This window comes from Pseudazoarcus sp. NS36, from assembly GCF_059703705.1.
In genome coordinates this window covers 51503-76750 of record NZ_BAAKJA010000004.1, presented here as the reverse complement: position 1 = coordinate 76750, position 25248 = coordinate 51503, and the positions used below count along the sequence as shown (strand labels likewise).

Sequence of the window (25248 nt, the reverse complement as noted above, 5' to 3'; positions counted from 1 at the left end):
AGTGGGTCAGACTGCGCGGGCTTTTTCGGCCGGTGCGCGGGAAAAATGGGTGGGCAGTTCGACGACTTCGGCGCTCTGGTCGAGGCCGGGACGCACGACGGGCGGGTTCTTCGGGTCGTGGGCAACCAGTGCGTCGCCGGCGTAGTCCTTGGAACGATTCACCAGGAAATCGACGAGGTGGTTGCGGATGCGGTAGTACTGCGGGTCGTGGTGCATGGTGCTGCGCGAGCGGTCCCGCGGCATCGTGACTTCGACCACTTCAGCGATGCGTGCGAACGGGCCGTTGCTCATCAGCAGGATCTTGTCGGCGAGCAGGATGGCCTCGTCGACGTCGTGCGTGATCATGAACACCGTCTGCTTAGTGGCCTGCACGATGGAGAGCAGCTCGTCCTGGATGGTCCCGCGCGTGAGCGCATCGAGCGCACCGAAGGGCTCGTCGAGCAGCAGCATCTTGGGCTGGATGGCAAAGGCCCGCGCGATGCCCACACGCTGCTTCATACCGCCGGAAAGCTCGGCCGGCTTCTTGTGCAGGGCGCCACCGAGACCGACCATTTCGAGGTACTTGGTGCTGTGCTCAGTGACCTGCTTGGCACTCCAGCCCGGCCAGCGCGAACGCACGCCGAACTCGACGTTCTTCAGCGTGGAGAGCCACGGCAGCAGGGCATGGCCCTGGAACACCACGCCGCGGTCGAGTGACGGGCCGGAAATCTCCTTGCCGTCCATGATGACCACGCCGTCGCTGGCCTGATCGAGGCCAGCCAGCACGTTGAGGATGGTGGTCTTGCCGCAGCCCGAGTGGCCGATGATGCAGGCGAACTCGCCCTTTTCGATGCCGAAGTGGATGTTCTCGAACACGGTCACGCCGGGAAACTGCTTGGCGAGACCTTCAACCTTGAGAAATGCTTGGCTCATATGCTTACTCCCTGTACGTAACGGCGCGAGCCAGACGCGCCAGCGTGAGGTCGAGCAACATGCCGATCAGGCCGATGAAGAGAATGGCGCTGATGATGTTGGCGATGGAGAGGTTGTTCCACTCGTTCCACACGAAGTAGCCGATGCCGGTGCCGCCGACGAGCATTTCCGCCGCGACGATGACCAGCCAGGCAATGCCGACCGAGATGCGCATGCCGGTCATGATGGTCGGCGCGGCGGCCGGCAGGATCACCTGGAAGGCAGTGCGCATGCGGCTCACTTCCAGCGTGCGGGCCACGTTGACCCAGTCCTTGCGCACCGAGGCCACGCCAAAGGCGGTGTTGATCAGCATCGGCCACAGCGAACACACGAAGATCACGAAGATCGCCGAGATGTCCGAATCCTTGATGGTGTAGAGCGCCAGCGGCATCCAGGCCAACGGCGAGATCGGCTTGAGGATCTGGATGAAGGGATCGAGCGCCTTGTACACCAGCGGCGACATGCCGATGACAAAGCCCAGCGGCACGGCCAGCAACGCCGCCAGCCCAAAGCCGATGGCCACCCGCGCGACCGAATGCGCGAGCTGGATGCCGATGCCCTTGTCGTTGGTGCCGTTGTCGTAGAACGGGTCGGAGATGTGACCCCACATCTTTGCCGCGACATCGCCCGGCCCCGGCATGGCCGACTGGCCACCGGTTGCCGCCGCCGCACCGATCAGCGCGGCGTACTCGGGATCGACAATCACTTCGCCGGCCGTCTTCATCGTGGCCAGATGCCACAGGCCGAGGAAGATGCTGAGAAACACCACCGACAGAAATGGCGCGAGCCAGGGACGGGCTTTCATTGCTCAGCTCCTCTTGATGGCGAAGGAATCCACGTATTCCTTCGGCTTGCTCGGGTCGAAGGGCTTACCCATCACCGAGAACAGCTTGGAGGTAGAAGCCGGCGCTTCCATGCCGACTTCCTTCATCAGCTTGGTGGCGTCGGTGGCGAGGAAGACTTCCTTGGCGACCTTGGCGTAGTCGACGTCGCCCTTGATCTGGCCCCAGCGCTTCATCTGCGTGAGGATCCACACCGCGAAGGACTCGTACGGGAAGGGGTCGAAGTCGATGCGGTTGGGGTCCTTGATGACGTTGCCCAGGCCATCGGCGTAGGTACCGGTGAGCACCTGCTCGACCACCGTCACCGGCTGGTTGAGGTAGTTGGTCGGCGCAATCGCAGCGGCGATTTCCTTGCGGTTCTCTGCCTTGCGGGCGTAGGCGGTGGCGTCGATGATGGCTTTGAGCAGCGCCTGATAGGTGTTGGGCATTTCGGTGACGAACTTCTTGCTGGCAGCAAACGCGCAGCACGGATGACCGTCCCAGATCTCTTTCGACAGCAAATGGATGAAGCCCACGCCGTCATACACCGCACGCTGGTTGACCGGGTCCGGCGCGAGGAAGCCGTCGATGTTGCCGGCGCGCAGGTTGGCCACCATTTCCGGCGGCGGGACGGAGCGGATGGATACATCCTTGTCCGGGTCGATGCCGTGCTCGGCGAGGTAGTAGCGCAGCAGGTAGTTGTGCATCGAATAGTCGAACGGCACGGCAAAGCGGAAACCCTTCCAGTCCTTCGGGTCGCGCTTGTCCTTGTGCGCCATCGACAATGTGATGGCCTGACCGTTGATGTTCTCGACGGCCGGCATGGTGTAGGGAATGGCGTTGGAGCCCACGCCCATCGAGATCGCCAACGGCATCGGCGAGAGCATGTGGGCCGCGTCGTATTCCTTGGCCAGCGCCTTGTCGCGCACCACCGCCCAGCCGGCGGTCTTGACCACTTCCACGTCCAGGCCGTACTTGGCGTAGTAGCCGAGCGGGTGGGCCATGATGATGGGCGTGGCGCAGGTGATGGGAATGAAGCCGACCGACAGCTTCTTCTTCTCCAGCGGACCGCCGGCGGACGCAAAAGCCTCCTTGGCCATGGCCATCGGGAAGATGCTGGAAACCGCCGCCAGCGCCGTACCGCTACCCACCGCACGCAGGAACTTGCGACGCAATTCGTCCTGCGGGAACAGCGCCTGCATCACGGCGGTTTCGACCACGCGCTCCTGCATCTCGCGCGCCTCGATGGCGACAGCGTGGTCGTGCTCGGACTGGCTGTTGTGGCGGCCGCAGCTGCAGCCGCCGCGCTGCAGGCGGACATTCGGGTCAAACGGATTGCGGTAGGCGGACATGGCTGACTCCTTCGTTGGTTTCAGGCGGATGTTTCAGGCGGACGCAAGACGCGCCGACGTTGGCGGCGTCGCGTATTCGATGTCGTGTTCGTACAGCTCGTAGGCGCGGTGGTATTCCATGATTCGCGCCACGTCGTGAATGAAGACGTCGTCGTATCCGGCACGGCGCAGCAGGTGAAAACCCATCTCCATGCCTGAGCAGATGCCGCCGCCGGTGACGATGCGGCCAGCGTCCACGACCCGCGCCCGGCTGATGCGGCAAGCCGGTGCGATCTCGGCCAGGCGGTCAATCGGGGTCTTGCCCATGTGCGAGGCTTCGAGCCGGTCCGGCTCCTTGCGGTTGGTGGCGGGCAGGCCGTCGAGCAGACCCATCGCGCCGTAGATCCAGGAGCCGGTGCACACGCTGGTGATCAGGCAGTGCTCGGGCAGCGCGCGCACGAAGTCATGCAGGTTGGTGTTGTGCATTTCCTGACGCGTACCGAAGCCGCCGGGGATCAGGAAGGCGTCCATCGCCGGCTTGTCGGCGAAGGAATAGTTGGGAATGACCGTGAAACCGGCCTGGGTCTGCACCGGCCGCATGCTCTCGGCAATCAGGAACACGTCCAGCTCGGGATCGAGCCTGCGAGCCACCGAGAACACACCGCAGGGCGCGGCGTAGTCGACGACCTCGGCGTCCTTGAAGACATACACCCCGAGTCGGAATCCGGCTTTCTTCATTGCGGCGCCCCATGCGGCTTGGTTGACGCCTTGCATCATCCGCATCGGGGCCGGGGGCCGGTATCGCGCGTGTAGTGATTGTCGTGTAGTGCTGGCACTACACCGAACGGCATAACCGACGCCTTTCGCAGCGCAGACCAAGCGCGCCAGCGTGCCGGATCACACAGGTAAGATGACCGCATCACATACACGATCCGCCGCCATGCACACCGAACCGCCCTACATTGCCCCCGCCCGTTTCGACGACCCCGACGCCGCGCTGACGCGCGTGCAGGAGATCTACGCCGCCAGCACGGAATGGCTGCGTGAATCGCTGCGTCTTTTCGTGGCGGGCGAAAACTTCGACCGGCGCCTGCGCGCCTGCTACCCGTTTGCCCGCGTGCGGGTCGACACCGTTGCGCGGCCGGATTCGCGCCTGGCCTATGGCTTTGTGGCGGGTCACGGCACCTTCGAAACCACGCTCACGCGGCCGGACCTCTTCGCCAACTACTACCGCGAACAGTTCCAGTTGTTGATCGAGAATCACAAGGTGGACATCGAGATCGGCACCAGCACGCAGCCGATTCCGATCCACTTTGCGCTGGCCGGCATGGACCACTTCGAGGGCCGGCTCGATGCCGAACGGCGCCGCCGCCTGCGCGACCTCTTCGACCTGCCCGATCTGGCCGCAATGGACGACGGCATTGCCAACGGCACCTATGAACCGCCGCCGGGCCATCCGCAGCCGCTGGCGCTGTTCACCGCGCCGCGCGTGGATTACTCGCTGCAGCGCCTGCGCCATTACGCGGGCAGCGACCCCGAGCATTTCCAGAACTTCGTGCTGTTCACCAACTACCAGTTCTACATCGACCAGTTCATCGCGCTCGGTCACGAACTGATGGCGGACGAAACCGGCGCGCATGGCTACGAAGCCTTCGTGCAACCCGGCAACGTCATCACCCGCCGCGCCGGGCTGCCCGCCCAGCCTGGCGACGAGCGCGGCGCCCCGCCCCCGCGCATGCCCCAGATGCCGGCCTACCATCTGACGCGCGGCGACAGCGCCGGCATCACCATGGTCAACATCGGCGTAGGCCCGTCCAACGCCAAGACCATTTCCGACCACATCGCGGTGCTGCGCCCGCACGCCTGGATCATGCTCGGCCACTGCGCCGGCCTGCGCACCACGCAGCAGCTGGGCGACTACGTGCTGGCCCACGGCTATGTGCGCGAAGACCACGTGCTCGACGAAGAGCTGCCGCCGTGGGTGCCGATTCCGCCGCTGGCCGAGATCCAGCTGGCGCTGGAGGCCGCCGTGGCCGAAGTGACCAGGCTCTCCGGCTACGAACTCAAACGCATCATGCGCACCGGCACCGTCGCCAGCACCGACAACCGCAACTGGGAGCTGCTGCCTTCGCACGGCAACGCGTCCGCGCCGGAGCGCCGCTTCAGCCAGAGCCGCGCCGTGGCGCTGGACATGGAATCCGCCACCGTCGCCGCCAACGGCTTCCGCTTCCGCGTGCCCTACGGCACCTTGCTGTGCGTCAGTGACAAACCGCTGCACGGCGAGATCAAGCTGCCCGGCATGGCCGACACCTTCTACCGCCAGCGCGTCGACCAGCACCTGCGCATCGGCCTGCGCACCATCGAGCTGCTGCGCGAACAGGGCATCGACCGCCTGCACAGCCGCAAGCTCAGGAGCTTTGCCGAGGTCGCCTTCCAGTAGATTTTTGCACCGCAACGTAACAATTGAATAATTTCACTTAACTCTAATACAGTGCTAGCCTGAACGAATGTTGCATAGCAGCATAAGGTGGCACATGCGATTGACTTCCCCGAAGAATCCGCGCATCAGTCTGGCCCTGCAGGGCGGGGGCGCCCACGGCGCTTTCACCTGGGGCGTACTGGACGCACTGCTCGAAGACGAGCGGATTGACTTCGAAGGCATCAGCGGCACCAGCGCAGGCGCCATCAACGCCGTCGTGCTCGCCCACGGGCTGCTCGAAGACGGTCGCGAGGGCGCCCGTGCGGCCCTTAACACGTTCTGGGAAGGTGTCGGCAGCAAGTCTCCGCCGGGGTTTCCCTCCGGCGGCCAGAGCGACGCGGGACGCGTTGCACCGGCCACCCGCATGCTGCTGCACTGGTCGCGCTATTTCTCGCCAGCGCAGATGAACCCCTTCGATATCAATCCGCTGCGTGACCTGCTCAGCTCGCAGATCGACTTCGAGCGGCTGCGCGCGCAGTCCCCGCTCAAGCTCTTTGTCGCCGCCACCCACGCCAACAGCGGCAAGCTGCGCCTGTTCGAAACGCATGAACTGAGTGCCGACACCGTGCTCGCCTCGGCTTGCCTGCCGACCATCTCACGCGCCATCGAAATCGACGGCGAGCCCTACTGGGACGGCGGCTTCTCGGCCAATCCGGCGGTCTTCCCGCTGCTCTACGAGTGCGAATCCCGCGACATCCTGCTGGTGCTGCTCGCCCCCTTGCTGCATGCGACCACGCCGCACAGCGCCGAGGACATCCGCAACCGCACGCTGGAACTGGCCTTCAACGCCACATTCCTGCGCGAGATGCGCCGCTACGCCCGCGCCGGCTCGGCGCGCTCGCTGCTGTCCGGGCGCCTCGAACGGCGGCTGCAACACACCCGCTTCCATGTCCTCGAGTCCGATGCGCACACCGGCGACCTCGCGGCGGAAACACGCCTGCTGCCCAACCCGCCGCTGCTGCGCATGCTGCGTGACCGTGGTCGCGAGATGGCGACCGAGTGGCTGGACCGGCATCGCGACAACTTCGGAAAACGTTCCAGCTCCGACATCCGCGAGATGTTCATCTGAGCAGCCCATCCGCACCGGATTTCGTCTTGTAAGTTTTTTGTAAGCTTCGCGTGATTCAGGGGAACCAAATCGGCGATAATGCCCTCCACCCACCGCCGATCCACAACCCGCGGGCGCACAACGCCTGCCGCATCATGCCCAGAATTACCCTCGACGTCTGGAGCGACTTCGTCTGCCCCTTCTGCTATCTCGAAGCCCCCGTGCTCGACGCCCTGCGCGCCGAATTCGGCGGTGAGCTTGAGATCCGCTGGCGCGCCTTCGAACTGCGCCCCGAGCCGGCCCCCACCCTTGATCCGCGCGGCAACTACCTGCGCGAGGCCTGGCAGGATCACGTCTACCCCATGGCCGAAGAGCGCGGCATGCGCCTGCGCCTGCCGCCGGTGCAACCGCGCAGCCGCCTGGCCTTCGAGGCCGAGCTGTTCGCACGCGAGCACGGACTGGGCGACAAGATGCGCCTGTCGCTGTTCCAGGCCTTCTTCGAGCACGGCCGCGACATCGGCAAGATCAGCGTGCTGACCAGCATCGGACGCGCCATCGGCCTGAACGCCGCCCGCCTCAAGTTCGCGCTGCAGAACGGCGACTTCACCGCAGCGGTGCAGGCCGACCGACGCGAAGCAGAGCGGCTCGGCATCCGCGGCGTCCCCGCCATGCGCCTGCGCTCGGCCTCCGGCCGCCAGCGCCTGATTACCGGCGCACAAGCACTCGACACGCTGCGCGAACAGATCGCAGCCATGCAGGGCGACGAGCCGGATGACACCGCCTTCGGTAGTGACCCGAATTCCGCCTGCCGGCAGCGGCCCGAAGCGGTGCTCCTGCAACACGCCTGAGCACATCACATCTGACGCTTTCAAAGAAATGGCAGCTTGCGCTGCCATTCCTTTTGGCTGCCTTCAGACCATTCCCGTTCACGAACGCTCCGGTTCGTGGCTGGGAGACAACACAAGCGTGCCGCTCAAGAGAAAGTTGCCGAAATTGAAGCCAGTCTTCAGAGCCCCTTCCGGACACATGAGACTATCCAGTCGGTCCAGCCTAACGAACAGAACAAGCCGGATGCCCATACCCAACCGAGAATGCATCCGCGATGACCGCTACCCCCTGTGCTGGACCTGCCCTGAAACCCAGCGGCATTGCTACGGCACTGCGCCACGCCCTTACGATACCCATGCTGTTTGTGCCACTGACGGTTCTGGCGCAAGTCGAGAACGGCATTGAGGACCTGGGCAAGCTCGGCGGATATGCGAGCAGCGCCACCGGCGTGTCGGCAGACGGCTCGGTTGTCATCGGCTGGATCTCGGCGGACGGCGGCTACAGGGGGGTCAGCTCGTACCGTAGGACCAGCGCTACGGGCAATTTGAGTATCGAGGCGCTCGGCGGAGGCTCAAAAATCTATGCCTACGGGGTTTCCGGAGACGGCAACGTAATCGTTGGGGAAGCAGAGACGAGGGGCAGCAAGAGCAAGCGCGCCTTTCGATGGACTGCTGACGCGGGCACGGTCGACCTCGGGACCCTAGGTGGTGCGGGGGCAGTCGCACGAGGCATTTCTGCGGATGGCGCAGTCGTGGTCGGCGAGGCCGAAACGACGGGCAACGCTGCATGGCGCGCTTTCCGCTGGACCAGTGAGGACGGCATGACCGAGCTGGGCACACTGGGCGGCACGGCCTCCTACGCGTCGGGCGCATCTGCAGACGGCGCGACCATCGTCGGGCGCGCCCAGAACGCGGACAACCAGTTCCGGGCATTCCGCTGGACAAGCGGGGGCGGGATGGCCGATCTGGGTACGCTGCTGGGCGGCACTGCCTCCCGCAGCAGCGCCACATCGGCTGACGGCACCGTAGTCGTCGGATACTCCGCCACCGCTGGCAGTACCACGTTTCAGGCATTCCGCTGGACCGAAGACAGCGGCATGGTCAGCCTCGGCACTTTGGGCGGCGACGAGTCGTTCGCGTATGGCACCTCCTCAGACGGCAAGGTGGTGGTGGGGAGCGCAGACGACCCGAACGATCCGTACCAGCTCTCTCGTGCCGTCCGCTGGACGCAGGCAGACGGCATGCAGACGGTCGAAGACTGGCTGCAGGCCAACGACGTCAGCGTTGCGAGCGATCTCACCTTCAGCGCGACCGCCACGAACAGCGACGGCAGCGTGGTCGTCGGACGACTTTCAAACAACGGCAGCTTCATCGCCCGCGTGGCGGCTGCCGACGAGGACGGTGACAGCGGCAGCGGCCTCATCGCACTCGAAGACGTACAGCAAAGCCTGGCTTTCAGCGGGAGCTCCGCAAACATGGCCTTGACGTCCGCCGGCACCGCCATCCATGGCGCCCACAGCCGGCCGCTGATGCGCCTGGTCGAGCCCGGCCGCAATGCCTTCTGGCTGGCGGGCGACTGGGGGCGCGACGACCACGGCGGACGCAGCGGCACCATCGGGCTGGCTGAAGTCGGTTTCGGTCGCAATTTCGGATCTGCACAACTCAACGTCTCGATCGGCCAGACCTGGGCGCGGCAGAACCAGACGCTGGGCGGCGAGGCCAGGACCTACGGTACGTATGTCCTGGCCGAAGCACTGATCCCGCTCGGTGGCACCTTGTGGGCCACCCTGGGTGGCTATGCCAACTGGGGCAAAGCCGATCTGCGCCGCGGCTATCTCAATGCGGGCATGCCCGACACCTCGCGCGGCAAGACCGATCTCGACAGCTGGAGCCTGCGTGCCCGGCTGGACTGGCTCGACGTGTGGCGTGCGGGTTCGACCGACCTGACGCCCTACATCGACCTGAGCCACGGCAAGGCACAACTGGACGGATACACCGAAACCGGCGGCGGCTTCCCGGTCCGCTTCGACCAGCGCACCGACAAGACTACCGAACTGCGTGTCGGCCTCAACGCAGCACACCCGCTCACCAACGGCTGGAAACTGCACGGCACACTGGAAGCCGCGCACCGCTCGCAGCGCAAGGGCGCGCGCACCTCCGGCGAAGTGGTCGGTTTGTTCGGCTTCGATCTGGACGGCGTAGAGAATGACCGCAACTGGCTGCGCGCCGGCGTGGGCGTGGACGGCGCGCTGGCTGGTGGCACGGCATCGGTCATGCTGAATGCGACGACCAAGGGCGAAGCAGCCAGTTCATGGATTGCCGTGGGCTGGCAGCGGGCGTTCTGATCACGGGGACGGCCGACGCGCAACGGTCCCCGCTTGAATTCGCCCAAGGCTGAATGGCGCACATGCGGAAATGGGCAGCTTCGGCTGCAATTTGCGCATGCGCGAGGTGCTTCAGACGCCGCGACGTATGGCCCGCCCAGCCGCCATCGCATACACTTCCCATCCCATCGACATGCTCGCCGCCCACGACCATGCAAGCCTTCGTGCTCGAATCGCGCTGGTACGAAATCATCCTCGCGGGGTGGCTGTTCTTCGGCGGCATCTATCTTTTCTTCGGCACGCTGACCACGGTGCTCACGCGGCATCTGCTGCCAGCCATCGGCTACGGCAGGCTGCTTGATCCGCGCCCGCTCGCGCCAGGGCAGCTGCGACGCGAGCTGCTCCAATCAGCCTCCTCCGTGCTGCTGTTCGGCGCCGGGCTGGTGTTGCCGTGGGGCTTGCTGCAATTGGGCTGGGCGAGGCTCGCGGTCGATCCGTCGTGGTGGCAGATCGCCATCGAGATGCTGGTACTGGTGGTGTGGAACGAAGTGCACTTCTACGCCAACCACTGGCTGCTGCACACGCGCTGGTTGCGCCGCTTCCATCTGCCGCACCACCGCTCGGTGGTGACCACGCCGTGGGCCACTTACAGCTTCCACCCGGTCGAGGCGGCGATGCTCGGCAACGTCCTGATCCTGCCGATGCTGGTACACGATTTCAGCTTCGCCGCGCTGCTGGCACTGCCGATCTTCAGCCTCACCTTCAACTCCGTCGGCCACTCCAACTACGACTTCCTGCCGGATTTCGACCGCGACCGCTGGTGGCTCAACGGCGCACGCCGGCATCACCTGCATCACGCCTGTTTTCACGGCAACTACAGCTTCATGTTCCCGTTCATGGACCGCCTGTGCGGCACCGCGCTGCCGCCCGACGCTGCCAAAGAGCGCATCGCGCTCGACCTCGCACGTGAAGCGAAACGGCATGCTGCATAACCGGCGCGACCTGCAGAGCCTGGCGTATCTGCTGTTGCTGCCGGTGCTGGTGGCCTGGCAGTGGCAGTACGGCATCTCGCTGCCGCTGTACGCTGCTACGCTGTTCCTGACGCTCGGCACCGGCGTAATCCACCACAATCACGCGCACCGCCGGATGTGGCGCAACAGGCATCTCAACCGCGCCACCGACCTGTGGCTGAGCATGCTGCAGGGCCACCCCACCTTCGTGTTTTACCCGGCGCATGTCGCCAACCACCACCGCTACAAGCACGGCCCGCTGGACGTGGCGCGCACCTACCGCTTCGGCGGCGACACCAACCACCTGTGGGGCTATCTGCTGCACCCCTTTCAGGCCGCGACCGTGCTCTACCCGCTGTTCCTGCGCTGGCTGCACAAGCAGCGCGGCAGTGCCGTATGGCGACACGCCCTACTGCAATACGCCGCCGTGGCGCTGCTGTGGGCGACCCTGGCCATGATCGACACCGAGAAATGGCTGCTGCTGGTACTGCTGCCGCAACTGCACGGCCTGCACTGGCTGCTCGCCACCAACTACCTGCAGCACGCGCATGCCGACGGCCGGTCGCGCTTCAACTACGCGCGCAATTTCGAAGGCTGGGTGAACCCCTTGCTGTTCAACATCGGCCTGCACACCGCCCACCACGAGCACCCGCGTGCGCACTGGAGCGAACTGCCGGCACTGCACGCACGCTACCGCCCGCAGGTCGACCCGCGCCTGAACGCCGGTGGGCTGGCCGCCTACATGTTCCGCAGCTTCGTGCTCGGCCTGTTTTCCGAACGCTGGCGCGGCCGCAGCCTGATAGCCGAATCCGCCACGGCACGGCACGCACCACCCGACACCTCATCCTCAGGGAGCCCTCCGGATGCCCACCCGCTTTGACCACGTCTATGTAGAGTCCGCCGGCTATCACTTGCCCGGCCCGGCCATCGACAACGCCGGCATGGACGCCTGCATTGCGCCGCTCAACCGTCTGTCGGGCCGCCTCAAGGCGCGCATCCTGGCCGAGAACGGCATCACGCAGCGGCATTACGCGCTGGACGCCAACGGCAACACCACGATGTCGCATGCCGCGCTGGCCGCGGCGGCCATCCGCGACTGCGCGGCACGTGCCGATTTCGCGCTGGGCGACGCGGGACTGCTGTCGGTCGGTTCCAGCGGGGGCGACGCGATCATGCCTGGCTTTGCCAGCATGATTCACGGCGAGCTCGGCGCGCCGCCGATGGAGACGCTGTCCAGTCAGGGCGTATGCGCGGCTGGCGTGCTGGCCATCAAGCACGCCGCGCAGGCCATCGAGCTGGGCGAGCATCGGCATGCCATCGCCGCCGCAGCCGAAATGCCGTCGCGCATCTTCAAGAAGAGCCGCTTCGCGCCGCGCGGCTACGACGCCGACTTTGACGCCCACTTCCTGCGCTGGATGCTGTCCGACGGGGCCGGTGCGCTGCTGCTCACGCGCACACCGAGCGGGCGCAACGGGCTGCGCCTGAAATTGAACTGGGTGCACCAGAAGAGCTTTGCCGGCGACTACCCGGTGTGCATGCAGCTCGGCCTGTCAGCCGACCGCAGACGCTCGTACCTGGATTTCGCGTCGGCCAGCGAGGCCGAGGCCGATGGTGCCCTGTCGCTGCGCCAGGACATCCGGCTGCTGCCGCATCTGTTCGACGTGTCGATCCACGAGTACGTCGGACTGGTGCGTGAGGGCTGGGTGGATTCGGCGGACATCGATCACTTCCTGTGCCATTACTCGTCGGCGCGCTTCATCCCGGTGGTCGAAGACCTGCTCGACAAGGCCGGGCTGACGATTCCGCGCGAGCGCTGGTACAGCAACCTTGCCACGCGCGGCAACACCGGCGCTGCGTCGATCTACATCATGCTGGCCGAATTTCTGGACACGCACGAACTGCGGCCAGGCGAGAAGATCTTCTGCTTCGTCCCCGAATCGGGGCGCATCAGCGCGGCCTACATGCTGTTCGAGGTAGAGGCCGCGGATACGCCTCCGATGGTCGCGGCCCCACGCAGGGCACGTGCAGAAATCGCTGACGAGCTGCCCGCACCGCCACATGACCCGGCCGGCGCGCCCGAACACCTGCGTCAGTTACTGACGCGGCTGGCCGGCATCTGGCACGACTACCGCTCCGAGGTGTGGCGCACGCCGGTGGTGCACAAGCTGGTGTCAGGGCGCTTCGATGTCGCCGACTACCGCAACTGGACGGCCCAATGGGTGCCGCAGGTGCGCGAGGGCAGCAAGTGGATGCGCGAAGCGGTGGCGTCGATGGACGGCACCTTCGCCGCGCTCGGTGACCTGGTCGAGACCCATGCCGGCGAAGAGCAGTTCGATTTCCGCATCCTGTACGAGGATTACCGCGCAGCCGGCGGCACGGCAGAACTCGACGCGCTGCGCCGCAACCCCGGCGGCGAAGCGCTCAACGCCTATCTGCACGCGCTGGCCGCCACGCCCAACCCCATCGGCCTGCTCGGCGCGATCTACATCATCGAAGGCACCGGCCAGCGCATCGTTCCGGCGCTGCTGCCGCTGCTGCGCAAACAGGTCGCGCTGCCGCCGTCGGCCTTCCGCTTTCTGGAGTATCACGGCGAGAACGATCTGCACCATCTGCAGCGCTGGCTGCAGGCCGTCGAACTCGCGCTGCTGGTCGACCCGGCCGCCGCCCGCAGTATTCTGGATACCGCCACGCACACCGCACGGCTATACCTGATGCAGTTCCGCCACATCCTGGACGAAGACGCATGAGCCCCCTGCCCGACTTCCTGCCCGCCGAACACGACCCGCTCGACCCCAATCCCTGGCATGCGCTGTATCTGGACCGCAGCACGCCGCTGCCCGACGACGTAAAGGCCGCCTGGCTGAGGGATTCCAGCTCGCGCTCACGTCAGTACCTGCTGCCCTTCGTGCGCCCACTGGCACGCGCCTTCATCATCCTGATCCAGATCGTCAAGATCGTGATGCCGCGCAACTGGGCCGCTTCGCGCCTGCTCCACCGCCTGCTTGCCCAAGGGCTCAAGCGCTTCGTCTCGCCGGAGGCCAACTGGCTGATCCTGCGGCATTTCGCGCTTGGCTCGCAGATTCTCGAGTTCATCGGGCGCAATGCTCCGGTGCCGGTGGAAACCTCGCCGCTCACCCCCGTCACCATCGACGAGCTGGAAGACGAGCTCTTCCTCAAGCACGACCTCAACCTGTTCAATTTCGTCATCCGCCTCAACCAGGGCCTGCGTGACCAGAACATCACGCTGGGGCTCGCTGAGCACCCCGACTTCGGCATGATCGAACCACCCGCCGTGCGCCTCGAAGACATGCCCCGCGGGCGCTTCAACCTGATCGACCTGCAGACCGCCATCGAATGCTTCACGCCGATCTATCAGTTCTTCCTCACCGACAACGACTTCTGGCGCGCCACCAACTCGCTGCAGCTCGACGAGACCATCGGCATCTACGCCGCCACGCTGCTGGGCCGACCCGAACACCTGATCCTGCTCAACAACAAGCACCCGCTGGTGCCGATGAGCACGCTGCGCGCCGGCTACCGGCTGGTGCTGCACGGCCTGTCCACCGAGATGCTGCACGCGCTGCTGACGCAAGCCAAAGCCGAACAGGCTGCCAGCGCCTGACCCACGGTTGGGCCGGTGTATTTCAACGCTCTCAAACTTTTCGCTAACACTACGAGATATTCAGATTATGTCTTTTGAATTCACGATCCCTGAGCCGAATGGCTCTTCTTTAGAAGTTGGGCTCGATATTGGTCAATGCCTTTTCATCCTTGGAGCAAACGGAACTGGAAAGTCGAGTCTGATGCAAAAGCTCTATAGTGCGCATCACGGAAAGTCCCAACGGATTTCCGCACATCGACAAACTTGGTTTTCATCAAGTTCGATATCGTTGTCGCCGGCAGAAAAGAGAAGTATGGAAACTAATATTTCTACTAGTGATACGCGCGTACAGTCGCGCTGGAAGGATGACTATGCCTCGCATAGAGCCAACATGGCGATCTACGATCTAATTGACGCCGAAAACATTCGGGCTCGAAATATTGCTGGCGCCGTAGACAGCGGCAACATTGATTTGGCAAAGACGTTATCAAAGAAAGATGCACCTATAAAAATAATCAACGAATTGCTTCGCCTGTCAAACATACCAATTGAGATATCGGTAAAGGAAAATGAGCAAGTCCTTGCAAGCAAGTCCGGCAGTGCTCCGTATAGCGTTGCGGAACTCTCTGACGGAGAACGGAATGCCCTATTAATTGCTGCAAGTGTTCTCACAGTTGTCCCCGGAACGTTGCTACTCATTGACGAACCAGAGCGCCATCTTCACAGATCGATCATTTCTCCCTTGCTGACGCTTCTGTTTGCTAAGCGTATGGACTGCGCATTCGTTGTCTCTACTCACGACGTAATGCTCCCTCTTGATAATCCTAGTGCGCGCACCATGCTTATTCGCGGCTGCACCTACCACGGAACAACAGTCACTTCATGGGATGCCGACGTAGTTCCTGCGCAATCCAGCATCGACGAGGAGATAAAGAAGGACATTCTTGGGGCGCGGCGAACATTACTATTCATTGAGGGAGATGAGCGGAGTCTGGATAAGCCACTCTATAGTCTTGTTTTTCCAAATGTAACCATCATTTCGAAGGCAAGCTGCCGTGAAGTCGATCATGCTGTCTCGGGTATTCGAAGCGCAACAGAGTTTGCTTGGCTACGCGCTTTTGGAATTGTGGATAACGACCGCCGGACGCCAGACGACATTTCACGGCTCAAAGAGAAAGGCGTCTATGCCGTAGACGTGTATTCTGTTGAATCGATCTACTATCACCCTGAAATTCAAAGAAAGCTAGCTATACGCCATGCATCCGTGACCGGTGAAGATGCGAACGCTCTCGTTGATTCAGCGAGATCTGCTGCTCTTGTAGCGGTTGCGACACACGTGCGACGCCTCAGCGAACGCGCCGTCGAGAAGACGTTACGAGACGAACTTGATAAACACTGGCCAAAGCAAGCGGAGATATCTGCGGGCATTCCAATACGCATCGAAATCGACGTAGCTGCCGCAGTGAACAATGAAATTTCCTTTTTCAATCAATCTATAGCCGAAAAAAATCTTGAAAGAATAATTGTTCGATATCCGGTACGAGAGACGCCAATGCTTACCGAAATTACGCGGAAACTTGGTTTCCAGAGCCGCGATCAGTACGAGAGTGCTGTGAGAAGGCTGCTAATGGATGACATAGCGTCACTTGATTTTGTGATGTCACTGTTTGGAACGCTTGCATCCGATGTCGCCCATGCATGATTGGCCCAACCCAAGGGAGGATAGGGACGGCCTGCAAGCGCAGCTTGCAGGCCGTCCCTATCCTCCACGATATCCCGCACGCCCGCGCTTCACCCCGCCGCTAGAATCATTCGCGCACCGGCCGCTGCGCCGGCATCTGCTCACGGAGGTTGCATGTCCCTGCATCGCCAGCTCCAGCAACGCGCGGCAGAAGGCCGCCCGATCCGCGTCGGCCTGATCGGCGCCGGCAAGTTCGGCGCCATGTACGTTGCGCAGATTCCGCGCACGCCCGGCGTGCATCTGGCCGGCATCGCCGACCTCAACGTGCCCGGCGCGCGCAACAACCTGCAGCGCGTAGGCTGGCCGGAGGAGCAGTATTCCGCCGCGTCGCTCGACGCCGCGCTGCAGCACGGCACCACCCACATCGCGGAAGACTGGCAGGCGCTGGTGCGTCACCCGGCCATCGATGTCATCGTCGAATGCACCGGCCACCCCATTTCTGCGGTCGATCACTGCCTGGCCGCCTTCGCCCACGGCAAGCACGTGGTCAACGTCACCGTCGAAGCCGATGCCTTCTGCGGCCCGGCACTGGCGCAGCGTGCACAGGCCGCCGGCGTGGTGTATTCGCTGGCCTTCGGCGACCAGCCGGCACTGATCTGCGATCTGGTGGATTGGGCGCGCACCTGCGGCTTCCCGGTGGTGGCTGCCGGGCGCGGTCACAAATGGCTGCCGCACTTCGCACAATCCACGCCCGACACGGTGTGGGGCTACTACGGCCTCACGCCCGAGCAGGCCACGCGCGGCGGCCTCAATCCCAAGATGTTCAACAGCTTCCTCGACGGCTCCAAACCCGCCATCGAATCCACCGCCGTCTCCAACGCCACGGGCCTGACCGTGCCCAGCGACGGCCTGCTCTACCCGCCCGCCAGCGTCGCCGACATCCCCCGCGTCACCCGCCCCCGTGAGGAAGGCGGCCACCTCGAACGCAAGGGCATGGTCGAGGTCATCTCCAGCCTGGAGACCGACGGCCGCGTCATCCCCTACGACATCCGCATGGGCGTGTGGGTGACCGTGGAGGGCGAAACCGAATACGTGCGCAACTGCTTCGAGGAATACAACGCCCACACCGACCCCTCGGGCCGCTACTTCACGCTGTACAAGCGCTGGCACCTGATCGGACTGGAAGTGGGCATGTCGGTGGCCAGCGTCGCGCTGCGCGGCGAAGCCACCGGCGTGGCGACTTGCTGGAACGCCGACGTGATCGCGCAGGCCAAGAAGGATCTCGCCCCCGGCGAAGTCCTCGACGGAGAAGGCGGCTACACCGTGGTCGGCAAGCTGTTGCCCGCCGAAAAATCCCGCGCCATCGGCGGCCTGCCGCTGGGGCTGGCGCACGACATCAAGGTACTGCGGCCGGTGAAGCAGGGTGAATGCCTGAGCTGGGACGACGTGCAGGTGGATGACACGACCAAGGCGTATGCGCTGCGGCGGGAGATGGAACATCGCTGAACGGGTGCGCCATGAACACCGATGCCGTCTTCCGCGCAGCCTCTACCCGCCACCTGCTGGGCCTCGCCGGCTCGGCTGTGGTGCTGCTCATCGGCGTGTTCCTGCCCGATCCGTTTGCGCGCTGGCTGTGCGTGTTTCTCGGAATCATCGGGCTGCTGATGGGGGCAGCCAAGTACGCGCTAACGCCGCGCCGCCTCACGCTGGATGACGACGGTCTGACCGTGGAAACGCCGCTTCGCAGCACGCGCATCCGCTGGCGCCACGTCAAGGCGCTGCGCCTGCACAGGGTGCAGCAGAACAAGCTGATCATCGTGAACTGCACGGGCCGCTGGCAGGGCGGACGGCCGTTCAAGGCTTCGCAGGCGCACTGGGTGGAGCGCGACTACTTCGTGCCGAACATCTTCGATGCGCCGCTGGAGGATATCCAGGCGCAGATGGTGGCCCGCCACGAGGCGTCGGAGGACGGGGCGGACCACCGTTGAAACGAAGCCTCACTCCACTTTCGGCCCCACCCACACCTGTTTGGCATTGACGAACTCACGGATGCCGTGCGGGCCGAGTTCGCGGCCGAAACCAGAACATTTGATGCCGCCGCTGGGCAAGCGAGGATCGGTCTTGACGATGCCGTTGACGGCGACCTGGCCGGCTTCGAGCCGGGCGGCGATGGCTTCGCCGCGGGCCGCGGTGGTCCATACGCTGGCGGCCAGGCCGTAGCGGGTGTCGTTGGCGATGCGCACGGCCTCTTCCTCGTCAGCCACGCGCATCAGCACGGCAACCGGGCCAAAGGTTTCCTCGCACGCTGCGGGCATGTCGTTGGTGACGTCGGCCAGCAGCGTGACCGGATAGAAGTAGCCCGGTCCGTCAGGCACCTCGCCGCCGAGCAGGCAGCGTGCGCCGGCCGCGACGGTTTCGCTGACCTGCCGGTGCAGGTTCTCGCGCAAGTCGGGGCGGGCGATGGGGCCGACGTCGGTGCCGTCTTCGCGCGGGTCGCCGAGCTTGAGCCGCGCAAGGCGCTCGTGCAGCAGCCCGGTGAAGCGTTCGTACACGGCCTCCTCGACGATGATGCGTTTTGCGGCAATGCAGCTCTGGCCGGCGTTGATGATGCGCGACAGGGTCAACACGTCGGCGGCCTCTTCCAGATTGGCGTCGGCCAGCACGATGGCAGGGTCCGAGCCGCCGAGCTCGAGTACCGAGTGCTTGATTTCGGAAGCCGCGGCAGACGCCACGGCGGCGCCCCCTTTCTCCGAACCCGTGAAGGACACGGCCTGGATGCGCGGATCACGGATCACGGCTTCGGCGCGCGGGGTTTCCAGCAGCAGATTGGCAAACACGCCGGCCGGTGCGCCGGCGCGCTCGAACAGCTCGACGATGGCCGCCGCACAGCCGGGCACGTGCGAATCGTGCTTCATCACGCAGGTGTTGCCGGCCATCAGCGTCGGCGCCGCGAAGCGGAAAGCCAGCCAGAACGGCGCGTTCCACGGCAGGATGCCGAGAATGGCGCCCAGCGGCTCGTAGCGCACGTAGCTGGTAGCTGCGTCGGAGGCGATCTTCTGCGTGGCGAGATAGCTCTGTGCATGCTCGGCATAGTGTTCGGCGGCCCAGGCCGACTTGTTGACCTCGCCGACGGCTTCCTTTCGTGGCTTGCCCATTTCCTCGGTCATCAGCAGGGCGAGGCGGTCGACATCCTCGCGCATGAGCTGCGCAACCTTGCGCAGCACGCGGGCGCGAGCGTCGAAGCCGGCGTCGCGCCAGTCGCGCCACGCGGCTTCCGCCGCGGCGAGCGTGTGCTCCACCTCCTGCGGCGTGGCCGGCGTGACCGAGCGGAGAACGTGGCCGGTGGTGGGGTCGATGGCTTGCAGCATGTCAGGCTCCCTTGCGTTTCTGCTTGTTCGGTTCCTCGGCGATCAGCGCCACGATCGGCTCCTTGGAACGGACGTCGGGCTTGACCACGAAATCCTCGTCCAGCGTGAAGAAGCTCTCGCAGCCGCGGTCGGTGATGTAGAGGGTGTCGCTGATGCCCACGGTCTTGTCGCCATCCACGCCCCACATCCACGGGATGATGTGAAAGGTCATGCCCTTCTCCAGCACGCGATGATTGCCGTGCTTGAGGCTGACGATGTAGCCCTCGTCCCAGCTGGGCGGGAAGGCGATGCCGATGGAGTATCCGGAGCGTGTGATGAGCTGCGCACCCACTTCGTTGTCGCTGATGATGTTGCGCACCAGGTTGTCGGCATCCGACACCGTCACGCCGGGGCGCAGCAGCGCCTTGACCTCGCACAGCGCGCGCCTCATGCGGTCCTGCGCCTTGCGCATCGAGTCCGACAGTTCGCCCAGCACCACGGTGCGCATCATCGCGGTGTGATAGCGCCGGTAGCAGCCACCCACTTCGATGAAGACGTGCTCACCCGGCTGCACCTCGCGGCCCTCCCAGGTGGCGTGGCCGATCATGGTGCGTGGGCCGGACGTGACGTACGGCATCACCGCAGGCGGCTCGCCACCGGCGCGGAACATCGCAGACGAGATGGCCGCGCCGATGTCGTTCTCGGTCACGCCCGCAGCGCAGACCTCGATACCGGCCTGCATGCCGGCCTCGGTCGCCACCGCGGCGCGGCGCATGACCTCGATCTCGACCTCCGACTTGCAGACGCGCCCCTCCTCGACGATGCCAAAGCAGTCGAGCAACTGGCCGCCGATGAACGAGGTGCGGATGGTGTCCTGGTGATAGGCCGGAAAGAAGTAGCTGTTGCGCTCGTAGCCCACGCTCTTGCCCGACAGGCCAAACTCGCGCAGCGACTCCACCAGCATCTGGATGGCGTCACCGGTGTCCGGGTAAGGCCGCGTGATCTCGACCCAGGTGCGCGCATGCACGTTGGATTCTTCCAGCCGCCGCGTGATCATGAACGGCTCCTGCTCCAGAGGCACCACCAGCGCCTGGAAGAAGGAGTAGCCGGTGGTCTGGTAATCCGTCAGGTACATCAGATTCTCGGGGTCCGAGATCACCACCGCGTCGAGCAGGCGCTTCTGCATGCGTGCGCGCAGCTCGTCGATGCGGCGCATGTACTCCGCAAACGGAAAGGTCATGTCATCGCGCTGTCTCATGCCGGCACCTTTTCCAGCTTTTCGGCGGCCTCATGCACCGACTTCGACAGCAGCGCCAGCCCTTCGGCCAGGTCGTCATCCGGGATGGTCAACGGCGGGATCAGCTTGAGCACCTTGCCGCCACTACCGCAGGCGCCGATGATCAGCCCGTTGGCAAAACAGCGGGCCGAAACCTCCTTGGCCAATGCGCCATCACCCAGATCGATCGCCTGCATCATGCCCTTGCCACGCACCTGCATGCGCCGCTGCGGGAATTCGCTCGACAGCGCAATCAGATGCTTGCGCATCAATTCGCCCTTGCGGCGCACCTCGCGCATCAGCTTGTCGTCATCGAAGTACTTCAGCGCCTCTGTGCCGGCCACAAAGGACAGACCCTGGCCACGGAAGGTGCCGGTGTGTTCGCCCGGCGACCAGTGCTTGTCGTGCTCGGGCTTGACCAGGTTCATCGCCAGCGGCGTGCCGAAGCCGCCGATACCCTTGGCCAGACAGACGATGTCCGGATCAAGTCCCATGCCGTCGAAGCTGAAGAAACTGCCGGTGCGCCCGCAAGCGGCCTGGATGTCGTCGAGGATGAACAGCGCACCCAGATCCTGTGCGAGTTGCTGCACCGCCAGCAGCCACTCCTTCGACGCCACATGCACGCCGCCCTCGGCCTGCAGCGGCTCGACCAGAAATGCTGCCGGTGGCGGCAGGCCGCCCGAGGGGTCTTCGAACTGCGCGCGCAGCCGCTCCACCGCCGCCACACCACAGCCGGCATCACAACCTTCGCACGGCGTCTCGCAGCCGAAGGGCTGACGGATCACGTGATCCAGCGGCACGCCGGCCGCGTTGCGGAAATAGCTGTTGGCCGTGCACGCCAGGGAACCCAGCGTCATGCCGTGAAAACCGAAGGAGCACGCTACGACGGTCTGCCGACCGGTGACACGGCGCGCGAGCTTCAGCGCAGCTTCCACGGCATTGGTGCCGGTCGGCCCGGTGAACTGCATGCGGTGATTCATGCCGCGCGGCTTGAGGATGGTCTCGGCAAACTTCTGCACGAAGGTGCGCTTGGGCACGGTGTACATATCCAGGCTGTGTGCCGGGCCGTCGGCCTCGATGAACTCGATCAGTGCCTTCTTCATGCGCGGGTTGTTGTGGCCGAAGTTCAGCACCCCGGCCCCGGCGAAGAAATCCACGAAGGACCGACCCGACTCGTCCACCTGCCGCGCGTTGGACGCCGACGCGAAGACCGTCGGATAAAGGCGGCAATAGCCACGGACTTCGGATTCCCACTGTTCGAATACCTGCATGTCGGTTCCTCCTTGTGTTTCGGTTCAAGAGCCGGGCCATCAATGCCCGGTCGCTGGCATGCGCTCTCCTACGCAAAGTGATGGACGCAAGACGCCCGTCTGCGACGCATTCGTCGCAAACAGGAATTCGGATTCGGAAAATGGCGCGGACAGCGCCAGGAAAAAGCGAGCGGGCGCAGGGGATCGTGAGCCCGACAGCCATGCGCAGAACACCGCGCACGCTTGCACCGAACCGCCCCGCCCGTAACACCCGCACCGCTTCGCGCGGCGTCGTGTCCCGGCATCGATGGCTTCGCTCCGGATCGCTTTCATCAAAACCAATCAATCCGCAGCCCGATCAACAGACCACTCGCGCAACATGCCCAGTGCGAGTCCCGCTGCTCGGGTTGGTTCCGCCGACGAAACATTCCGTCACGGAACAGGCGCTGTGATGCGCCCCGGCTCCATGCTGCGCTTCCGGATCGGGCAAACGCAAGAGAGAAGGTTCAAGTGCCCCCGGCGCGGCAGTCGACTGTCCCGCCCCACGTCACCCGCGCTAGAATCGGGACCATGTTCGATCTATCCCTTTTCGGCCGTCTCAAGTTCGCCCACGCGAAGCCCACTCAGCCGCCGTTCGGCCCCGGCAGGCATTACCTCGGTCTTTCCGAAGAGCGCGACTATCTGCTCTATGTACCGGAGAGCCTGGATCTCACGCAGCCGGTGAAACTGTGGACGTTGTTCCACGGCGCAGGCGGCTTCCCCGAGAAGATCCTGAAGTTCTTCGTCGAGCACGCCGAGCGCGAGGGCTTCGTCATCCTTGCGCCGCACTCATTGCTGATCACCTGGGATCTGGTGATAGGCGGCAGCGGGCCGGACATCGAGCGTCTGGACAAGGCGCTGGCCATCGTCGCCGACCACTTCGAGCTCGACCCAAAACACTTTGCTTTCGGCGGCTTCTCGGACGGCTGCAGCTATTCGCTGTTCATCGGCGTCACCAATGGCGACCTCGCCAGCCACGTCATCGCCATGTCGGGCGGCTTCCTGACGCTGTTCATGCAGCACGGCGCGCCGAAGATCTTCCTCTCGCACGGCTATCAGGACGAACAGCTACCCTTTGCGACCGCCGGCGAGGCCAAGGCCGCCAAGCTCATCGAGGCCGGCTACGACGTGCGCTTCGTGCCGTTTGAGGGCACGCACAAGCTCATCCCCGAAATCGCGCAGCAGGCGGTGGATTTCTTCCTCGACCGGGACGCGAAACCCGCCTCGGCCTGAGCCGAAAGTCACACATCCAGGCGGCCCGGGCAGAATTTCAGCCGGGCCGCGCGGCACGCAACGCTATTTCGGCAGCATGTCGTGACGCGCCGCGTAGGTCAGCAGTTCGGCCAGACTGTGCACGTCGAGCTTGTCAAAGATGCGCGCGCGATAGGTCGAGATGGTGTTGCCCGACAGACACAGTTGCTGCGCGATGTCGGACACCGAACGCCCCTGCGCAAACAACGTCAGCACCTGGAATTCGCGGTCCGAGAGCAGCTCGTGCGGCGGTTTGCCTTCGCCCTCACGCACGCTGCGCGCGAGCAGTTCGGCAATTGCCGGGGTGATGTACACGCCGCCGTCGGCCACCTTGTGCAGGGCCGCGAGCAGTTCGTCCGGCGAGCACCCCTTGTTCAGATAGGCGCCCGCGCCGCCACGGATGGCGCGCACAGCGAACTGCGATTCCGGATACACCGAAAGCATGACCACGCCCACCTGCGGAAACTCGCTGCGCAGGGTCTTGAGCACGTCCAGCCCGTCACGGTCACCCAGCGCCACGTCCAGCAGAACCACCTGCGGCGCGCGCTGGCGCAAGGCACGCAGCGCGGCGGGTCCGTCGCCGGCCTCGCGGATGTCGCCGATGCGCGCTGCGCCGGTAAGTATTTGGATCAGACCGCGGCGGATGATCATGTGGTCATCGACAATGAGCAGATCGATCATCGCGGCTGCCCCCGCGCGAGCGCACCGGCCAGTCGCAGGCGTACGGTGGCGCCACGCCCCGGCGCGCTGTCGATGGACAGCGCGCCGCCAATCGAATGCGCACGCTCACGCATGCCGAGCAGGCCGAAACTGGTGGGCGCCGCCGGTAGCGTCATGCCGCGTCCGTCGTCCGCTACCTCGATCAGCAGATCACGCCCCTCGGCATGCACCGTCATTGCCACGCGTTGGGCGGCGGCGTGGCGCTGCACGTTGGTGAGCACTTCCTGCACGATGCGGTAGATGGCAATTTCCGCATCACGCCCCAGACGCACGCGCTCGACCTCTTCCGGACAGACAAAGCTGCAGTTCAGCCCCGCGCGCGCCTGCATCTCGTCCATCAGACATTCGAGTGCGGCCCACAGGCCGAGGTGATCAAGCACGCCGGGGCGCAGATCGTTGAGGATGCGACGCACCGAATCGATGGCGTTCTTGCCGATATCGAGCGCCGCATCCACATTCGCCCGCAGCGCCTCGTTGTCGCCAAGGCGGCTGCGCAGGAAATTGAGTTCGAGCTGGATGGCGGTGAGCGAGGCCCCCAGATCGTCGTGAATATCGCGCGCGATGTGCGCGCGTTCGCTCTCGCGCACACTGTTCATGTGGGCCGACAGACGACGCAGGTTCTCGTGCGTCTGCTTGAGCTCGCGGTTGGCGGCCGACAGCTCGGCCGTGCGCTCGGCCACGCGCCGCTCCAGCTCGGCCTGCGCGGCGTGCAGTGCGGCCTCGGTGCGTTTGCGCGCGGTGATGTCGTTGAAGGTGACTACCGCGCCGACCACGCGCTCACCGTCGCGGATCGGGTAGGACGCGTATTCGGCGGGAAAGGAGGTGCCGTCGCGCCGCCACAGCACCTCGTCCTCCACGCGCACGCCTTCACCCTGCTGGAACGCCCGGAAGATGCGGCAGTCGTGCACCGGCATGTGCTGACTGTCGGCGTGCGAATGGTGGATCAGGTAGTGCATGTTGCGGCCCAGCACCTCGTCCGGCGTGTAGCCCAGCAGTTCGGCCCCCGCACCGTTGATGAAGATGCAGCGGCCGTTCAGGTCGATGCCGTAAATACCCTCGCCGGCCGATTCCAGCAGCAGTTCAAGCTGGCGGCGCCAGGCGGCGTGGTGCGAGAGGTGGTGGAGGTCTGCGAACATCGGCCTGCAAATCGTCGTGATGCAGACGCTTTAGCAAGAACGGTTCCCGTCGCAGCCGCAGCGTGTGAACGCGCTACCGAGGCCGCTGCCCGGGTTTCTGGACACGATGTGAAAGTCAGCCTTGCGGCTCAAACAGGCACATCCGCACCGAATTGG

Annotated in this window: 21 protein-coding genes; 12 read left to right on the top strand and 9 right to left on the bottom strand. The window is 64.6% G+C overall.

Annotated elements, in window-relative coordinates:
- Positions 1–6 precede the first annotated feature (6 nt).
- Genes AC6H0R_RS07425 through AC6H0R_RS07410 form a run of 4 tightly spaced genes read right to left on the bottom strand, consistent with a single transcriptional unit; the run spans position 7 to position 3841 of the window.
- Positions 7–912, bottom strand: a complete 906-nt coding sequence (locus tag AC6H0R_RS07425; RefSeq protein WP_497580719.1) for an ABC transporter ATP-binding protein — start codon at positions 910–912, stop codon at positions 7–9.
- Between the two features lie 4 nt (positions 913–916).
- On the bottom strand, positions 917–1756 hold the full coding sequence (gene ntrB / locus AC6H0R_RS07420) for a nitrate ABC transporter permease (protein WP_497580718.1): 840 nt from the start codon (positions 1754–1756) through the stop codon (positions 917–919).
- A gap of 3 nt (positions 1757–1759) precedes the next feature.
- Positions 1760–3124, bottom strand: coding sequence for a CmpA/NrtA family ABC transporter substrate-binding protein (locus AC6H0R_RS07415; protein WP_497580717.1), 1365 nt, complete (start codon positions 3122–3124; stop codon positions 1760–1762).
- Positions 3125–3157: 33 nt separating this feature from the next.
- A complete protein-coding gene (locus tag AC6H0R_RS07410; protein WP_497580716.1) occupies positions 3158–3841 on the bottom strand; it encodes a DJ-1/PfpI family protein in 684 nt (227 codons plus the stop codon).
- 202 nt (positions 3842–4043) lie between these two features.
- Between AC6H0R_RS07410 and AC6H0R_RS07405 the strand changes: the two genes are divergently transcribed.
- The 11 genes from AC6H0R_RS07405 (at position 4044) to AC6H0R_RS07355 (ending at position 18061) form a co-directional block, all read left to right on the top strand.
- Positions 4044–5543: an AMP nucleosidase gene (locus AC6H0R_RS07405; protein ID WP_497580715.1), complete on the top strand. Its 1500-nt coding sequence runs from the start codon at positions 4044–4046 to the stop codon at positions 5541–5543.
- 94 nt (positions 5544–5637) lie between these two features.
- The gene (locus AC6H0R_RS07400; RefSeq protein ID WP_497580714.1) at positions 5638–6651 is read left to right on the top strand and encodes a patatin-like phospholipase family protein; all 1014 of its coding nucleotides are present in this window, start codon (positions 5638–5640) and stop codon (positions 6649–6651) included.
- 134 nt (positions 6652–6785) lie between these two features.
- On the top strand, positions 6786–7478 hold the full coding sequence (locus AC6H0R_RS07395; RefSeq protein ID WP_497580713.1) for a DsbA family oxidoreductase: 693 nt from the start codon (positions 6786–6788) through the stop codon (positions 7476–7478).
- A gap of 335 nt (positions 7479–7813) precedes the next feature.
- Positions 7814–9802 (top strand): autotransporter domain-containing protein, encoded by a 1989-nt coding sequence (locus AC6H0R_RS07390; RefSeq protein ID WP_497580712.1) that lies wholly within the window; start codon positions 7814–7816, stop codon positions 9800–9802.
- 191 nt (positions 9803–9993) lie between these two features.
- Positions 9994–10773, top strand: a complete 780-nt coding sequence (locus AC6H0R_RS07385; RefSeq protein ID WP_497580711.1) for a sterol desaturase family protein — start codon at positions 9994–9996, stop codon at positions 10771–10773.
- Entirely contained in the window at positions 10748–11671 is a 924-nt protein-coding gene (locus AC6H0R_RS07380) for a fatty acid desaturase (protein WP_497580710.1), read from the top strand. The genes AC6H0R_RS07385 and AC6H0R_RS07380 overlap by 26 nt, the downstream gene beginning before the upstream one ends.
- The gene (locus AC6H0R_RS07375; RefSeq protein ID WP_497580709.1) at positions 11655–13538 is read left to right on the top strand and encodes an iron-containing redox enzyme family protein; all 1884 of its coding nucleotides are present in this window, start codon (positions 11655–11657) and stop codon (positions 13536–13538) included. Before AC6H0R_RS07380 ends, AC6H0R_RS07375 begins: the two co-directional genes overlap by 17 nt.
- Positions 13535–14413 (top strand): DUF6999 family protein, encoded by an 879-nt coding sequence (locus AC6H0R_RS07370; RefSeq protein ID WP_497580708.1) that lies wholly within the window; start codon positions 13535–13537, stop codon positions 14411–14413. Before AC6H0R_RS07375 ends, AC6H0R_RS07370 begins: the two co-directional genes overlap by 4 nt.
- A 67-nt stretch (positions 14414–14480) precedes the next feature.
- Positions 14481–16094 carry an AAA family ATPase gene (locus AC6H0R_RS07365; RefSeq protein ID WP_497572664.1) on the top strand — a complete coding sequence of 538 codons (1614 nt, stop codon included), beginning with the start codon at positions 14481–14483 and terminating at the stop codon, positions 16092–16094.
- Between the two features lie 153 nt (positions 16095–16247).
- Entirely contained in the window at positions 16248–17579 is a 1332-nt protein-coding gene (locus AC6H0R_RS07360) for an NAD(P)H-dependent oxidoreductase (RefSeq protein WP_497580707.1), read from the top strand.
- Between the two features lie 11 nt (positions 17580–17590).
- Positions 17591–18061: a PH domain-containing protein gene (locus AC6H0R_RS07355; protein ID WP_497580706.1), complete on the top strand. Its 471-nt coding sequence runs from the start codon at positions 17591–17593 to the stop codon at positions 18059–18061.
- A 9-nt stretch (positions 18062–18070) separates the two neighbouring features.
- On the opposite strand, the gene AC6H0R_RS07350 is transcribed toward AC6H0R_RS07355, so the two are convergent.
- From AC6H0R_RS07350 to AC6H0R_RS07340, 3 genes are read right to left on the bottom strand one after another with little or no spacing between them, the layout of a single operon-like run.
- Complete coding sequence (locus tag AC6H0R_RS07350; protein ID WP_497580705.1) at positions 18071–19441, bottom strand: NAD-dependent succinate-semialdehyde dehydrogenase; 1371 nt, start codon at positions 19439–19441, stop codon at positions 18071–18073.
- Between the two features lies 1 nt (position 19442).
- A complete protein-coding gene (doeA, locus tag AC6H0R_RS07345; protein WP_497580704.1) occupies positions 19443–20678 on the bottom strand; it encodes an ectoine hydrolase in 1236 nt (411 codons plus the stop codon).
- Positions 20675–21967 (bottom strand): aspartate aminotransferase family protein, encoded by a 1293-nt coding sequence (locus tag AC6H0R_RS07340; RefSeq protein ID WP_497580703.1) that lies wholly within the window; start codon positions 21965–21967, stop codon positions 20675–20677. Before AC6H0R_RS07340 ends, doeA begins: the two co-directional genes overlap by 4 nt.
- Before the next feature lie 549 nt (positions 21968–22516).
- Here AC6H0R_RS07340 and AC6H0R_RS07335 point away from each other — a divergent pair.
- Positions 22517–23218 (top strand): alpha/beta hydrolase, encoded by a 702-nt coding sequence (locus AC6H0R_RS07335; RefSeq protein ID WP_497580702.1) that lies wholly within the window; start codon positions 22517–22519, stop codon positions 23216–23218.
- Positions 23219–23281: 63 nt separating this feature from the next.
- Here the strand turns inward: AC6H0R_RS07335 and AC6H0R_RS07330 are convergent, their stop codons facing one another.
- Positions 23282–23917 carry a response regulator gene (locus AC6H0R_RS07330; protein ID WP_497580701.1) on the bottom strand — a complete coding sequence of 212 codons (636 nt, stop codon included), beginning with the start codon at positions 23915–23917 and terminating at the stop codon, positions 23282–23284.
- Positions 23914–25092: a PAS domain-containing sensor histidine kinase gene (locus AC6H0R_RS07325; protein WP_497580700.1), complete on the bottom strand. Its 1179-nt coding sequence runs from the start codon at positions 25090–25092 to the stop codon at positions 23914–23916. The genes AC6H0R_RS07330 and AC6H0R_RS07325 overlap by 4 nt, the downstream gene beginning before the upstream one ends.
- Positions 25093–25248: the final 156 nt, after the last annotated feature.

Coding starts and splice junctions, on each gene's coding strand:
- AC6H0R_RS07425 (WP_497580719.1), bottom strand. CDS start 912: ATGAGCCAAGCATTTCTCAAGGTTGAAGGTCTCGCCAAGCAGTTTCCC.
- ntrB (WP_497580718.1), bottom strand. CDS start 1,756: ATGAAAGCCCGTCCCTGGCTCGCGCCATTTCTGTCGGTGGTGTTTCTC.
- AC6H0R_RS07415 (WP_497580717.1), bottom strand. CDS start 3,124: ATGTCCGCCTACCGCAATCCGTTTGACCCGAATGTCCGCCTGCAGCGC.
- AC6H0R_RS07410 (WP_497580716.1), bottom strand. CDS start 3,841: ATGAAGAAAGCCGGATTCCGACTCGGGGTGTATGTCTTCAAGGACGCC.
- AC6H0R_RS07405 (WP_497580715.1), top strand. CDS start 4,044: ATGCACACCGAACCGCCCTACATTGCCCCCGCCCGTTTCGACGACCCC.
- AC6H0R_RS07400 (WP_497580714.1), top strand. CDS start 5,638: ATGCGATTGACTTCCCCGAAGAATCCGCGCATCAGTCTGGCCCTGCAG.
- AC6H0R_RS07395 (WP_497580713.1), top strand. CDS start 6,786: ATGCCCAGAATTACCCTCGACGTCTGGAGCGACTTCGTCTGCCCCTTC.
- AC6H0R_RS07390 (WP_497580712.1), top strand. CDS start 7,814: ATGCTGTTTGTGCCACTGACGGTTCTGGCGCAAGTCGAGAACGGCATT.
- AC6H0R_RS07385 (WP_497580711.1), top strand. CDS start 9,994: ATGCAAGCCTTCGTGCTCGAATCGCGCTGGTACGAAATCATCCTCGCG.
- AC6H0R_RS07375 (WP_497580709.1), top strand. CDS start 11,655: ATGCCCACCCGCTTTGACCACGTCTATGTAGAGTCCGCCGGCTATCAC.
- AC6H0R_RS07370 (WP_497580708.1), top strand. CDS start 13,535: ATGAGCCCCCTGCCCGACTTCCTGCCCGCCGAACACGACCCGCTCGAC.
- AC6H0R_RS07365 (WP_497572664.1), top strand. CDS start 14,481: ATGTCTTTTGAATTCACGATCCCTGAGCCGAATGGCTCTTCTTTAGAA.
- AC6H0R_RS07360 (WP_497580707.1), top strand. CDS start 16,248: ATGTCCCTGCATCGCCAGCTCCAGCAACGCGCGGCAGAAGGCCGCCCG.
- AC6H0R_RS07355 (WP_497580706.1), top strand. CDS start 17,591: ATGAACACCGATGCCGTCTTCCGCGCAGCCTCTACCCGCCACCTGCTG.
- AC6H0R_RS07350 (WP_497580705.1), bottom strand. CDS start 19,441: ATGCTGCAAGCCATCGACCCCACCACCGGCCACGTTCTCCGCTCGGTC.
- doeA (WP_497580704.1), bottom strand. CDS start 20,678: ATGAGACAGCGCGATGACATGACCTTTCCGTTTGCGGAGTACATGCGC.
- AC6H0R_RS07340 (WP_497580703.1), bottom strand. CDS start 21,967: ATGCAGGTATTCGAACAGTGGGAATCCGAAGTCCGTGGCTATTGCCGC.
- AC6H0R_RS07335 (WP_497580702.1), top strand. CDS start 22,517: ATGTTCGATCTATCCCTTTTCGGCCGTCTCAAGTTCGCCCACGCGAAG.
- AC6H0R_RS07330 (WP_497580701.1), bottom strand. CDS start 23,917: ATGATCGATCTGCTCATTGTCGATGACCACATGATCATCCGCCGCGGT.
- AC6H0R_RS07325 (WP_497580700.1), bottom strand. CDS start 25,092: ATGTTCGCAGACCTCCACCACCTCTCGCACCACGCCGCCTGGCGCCGC.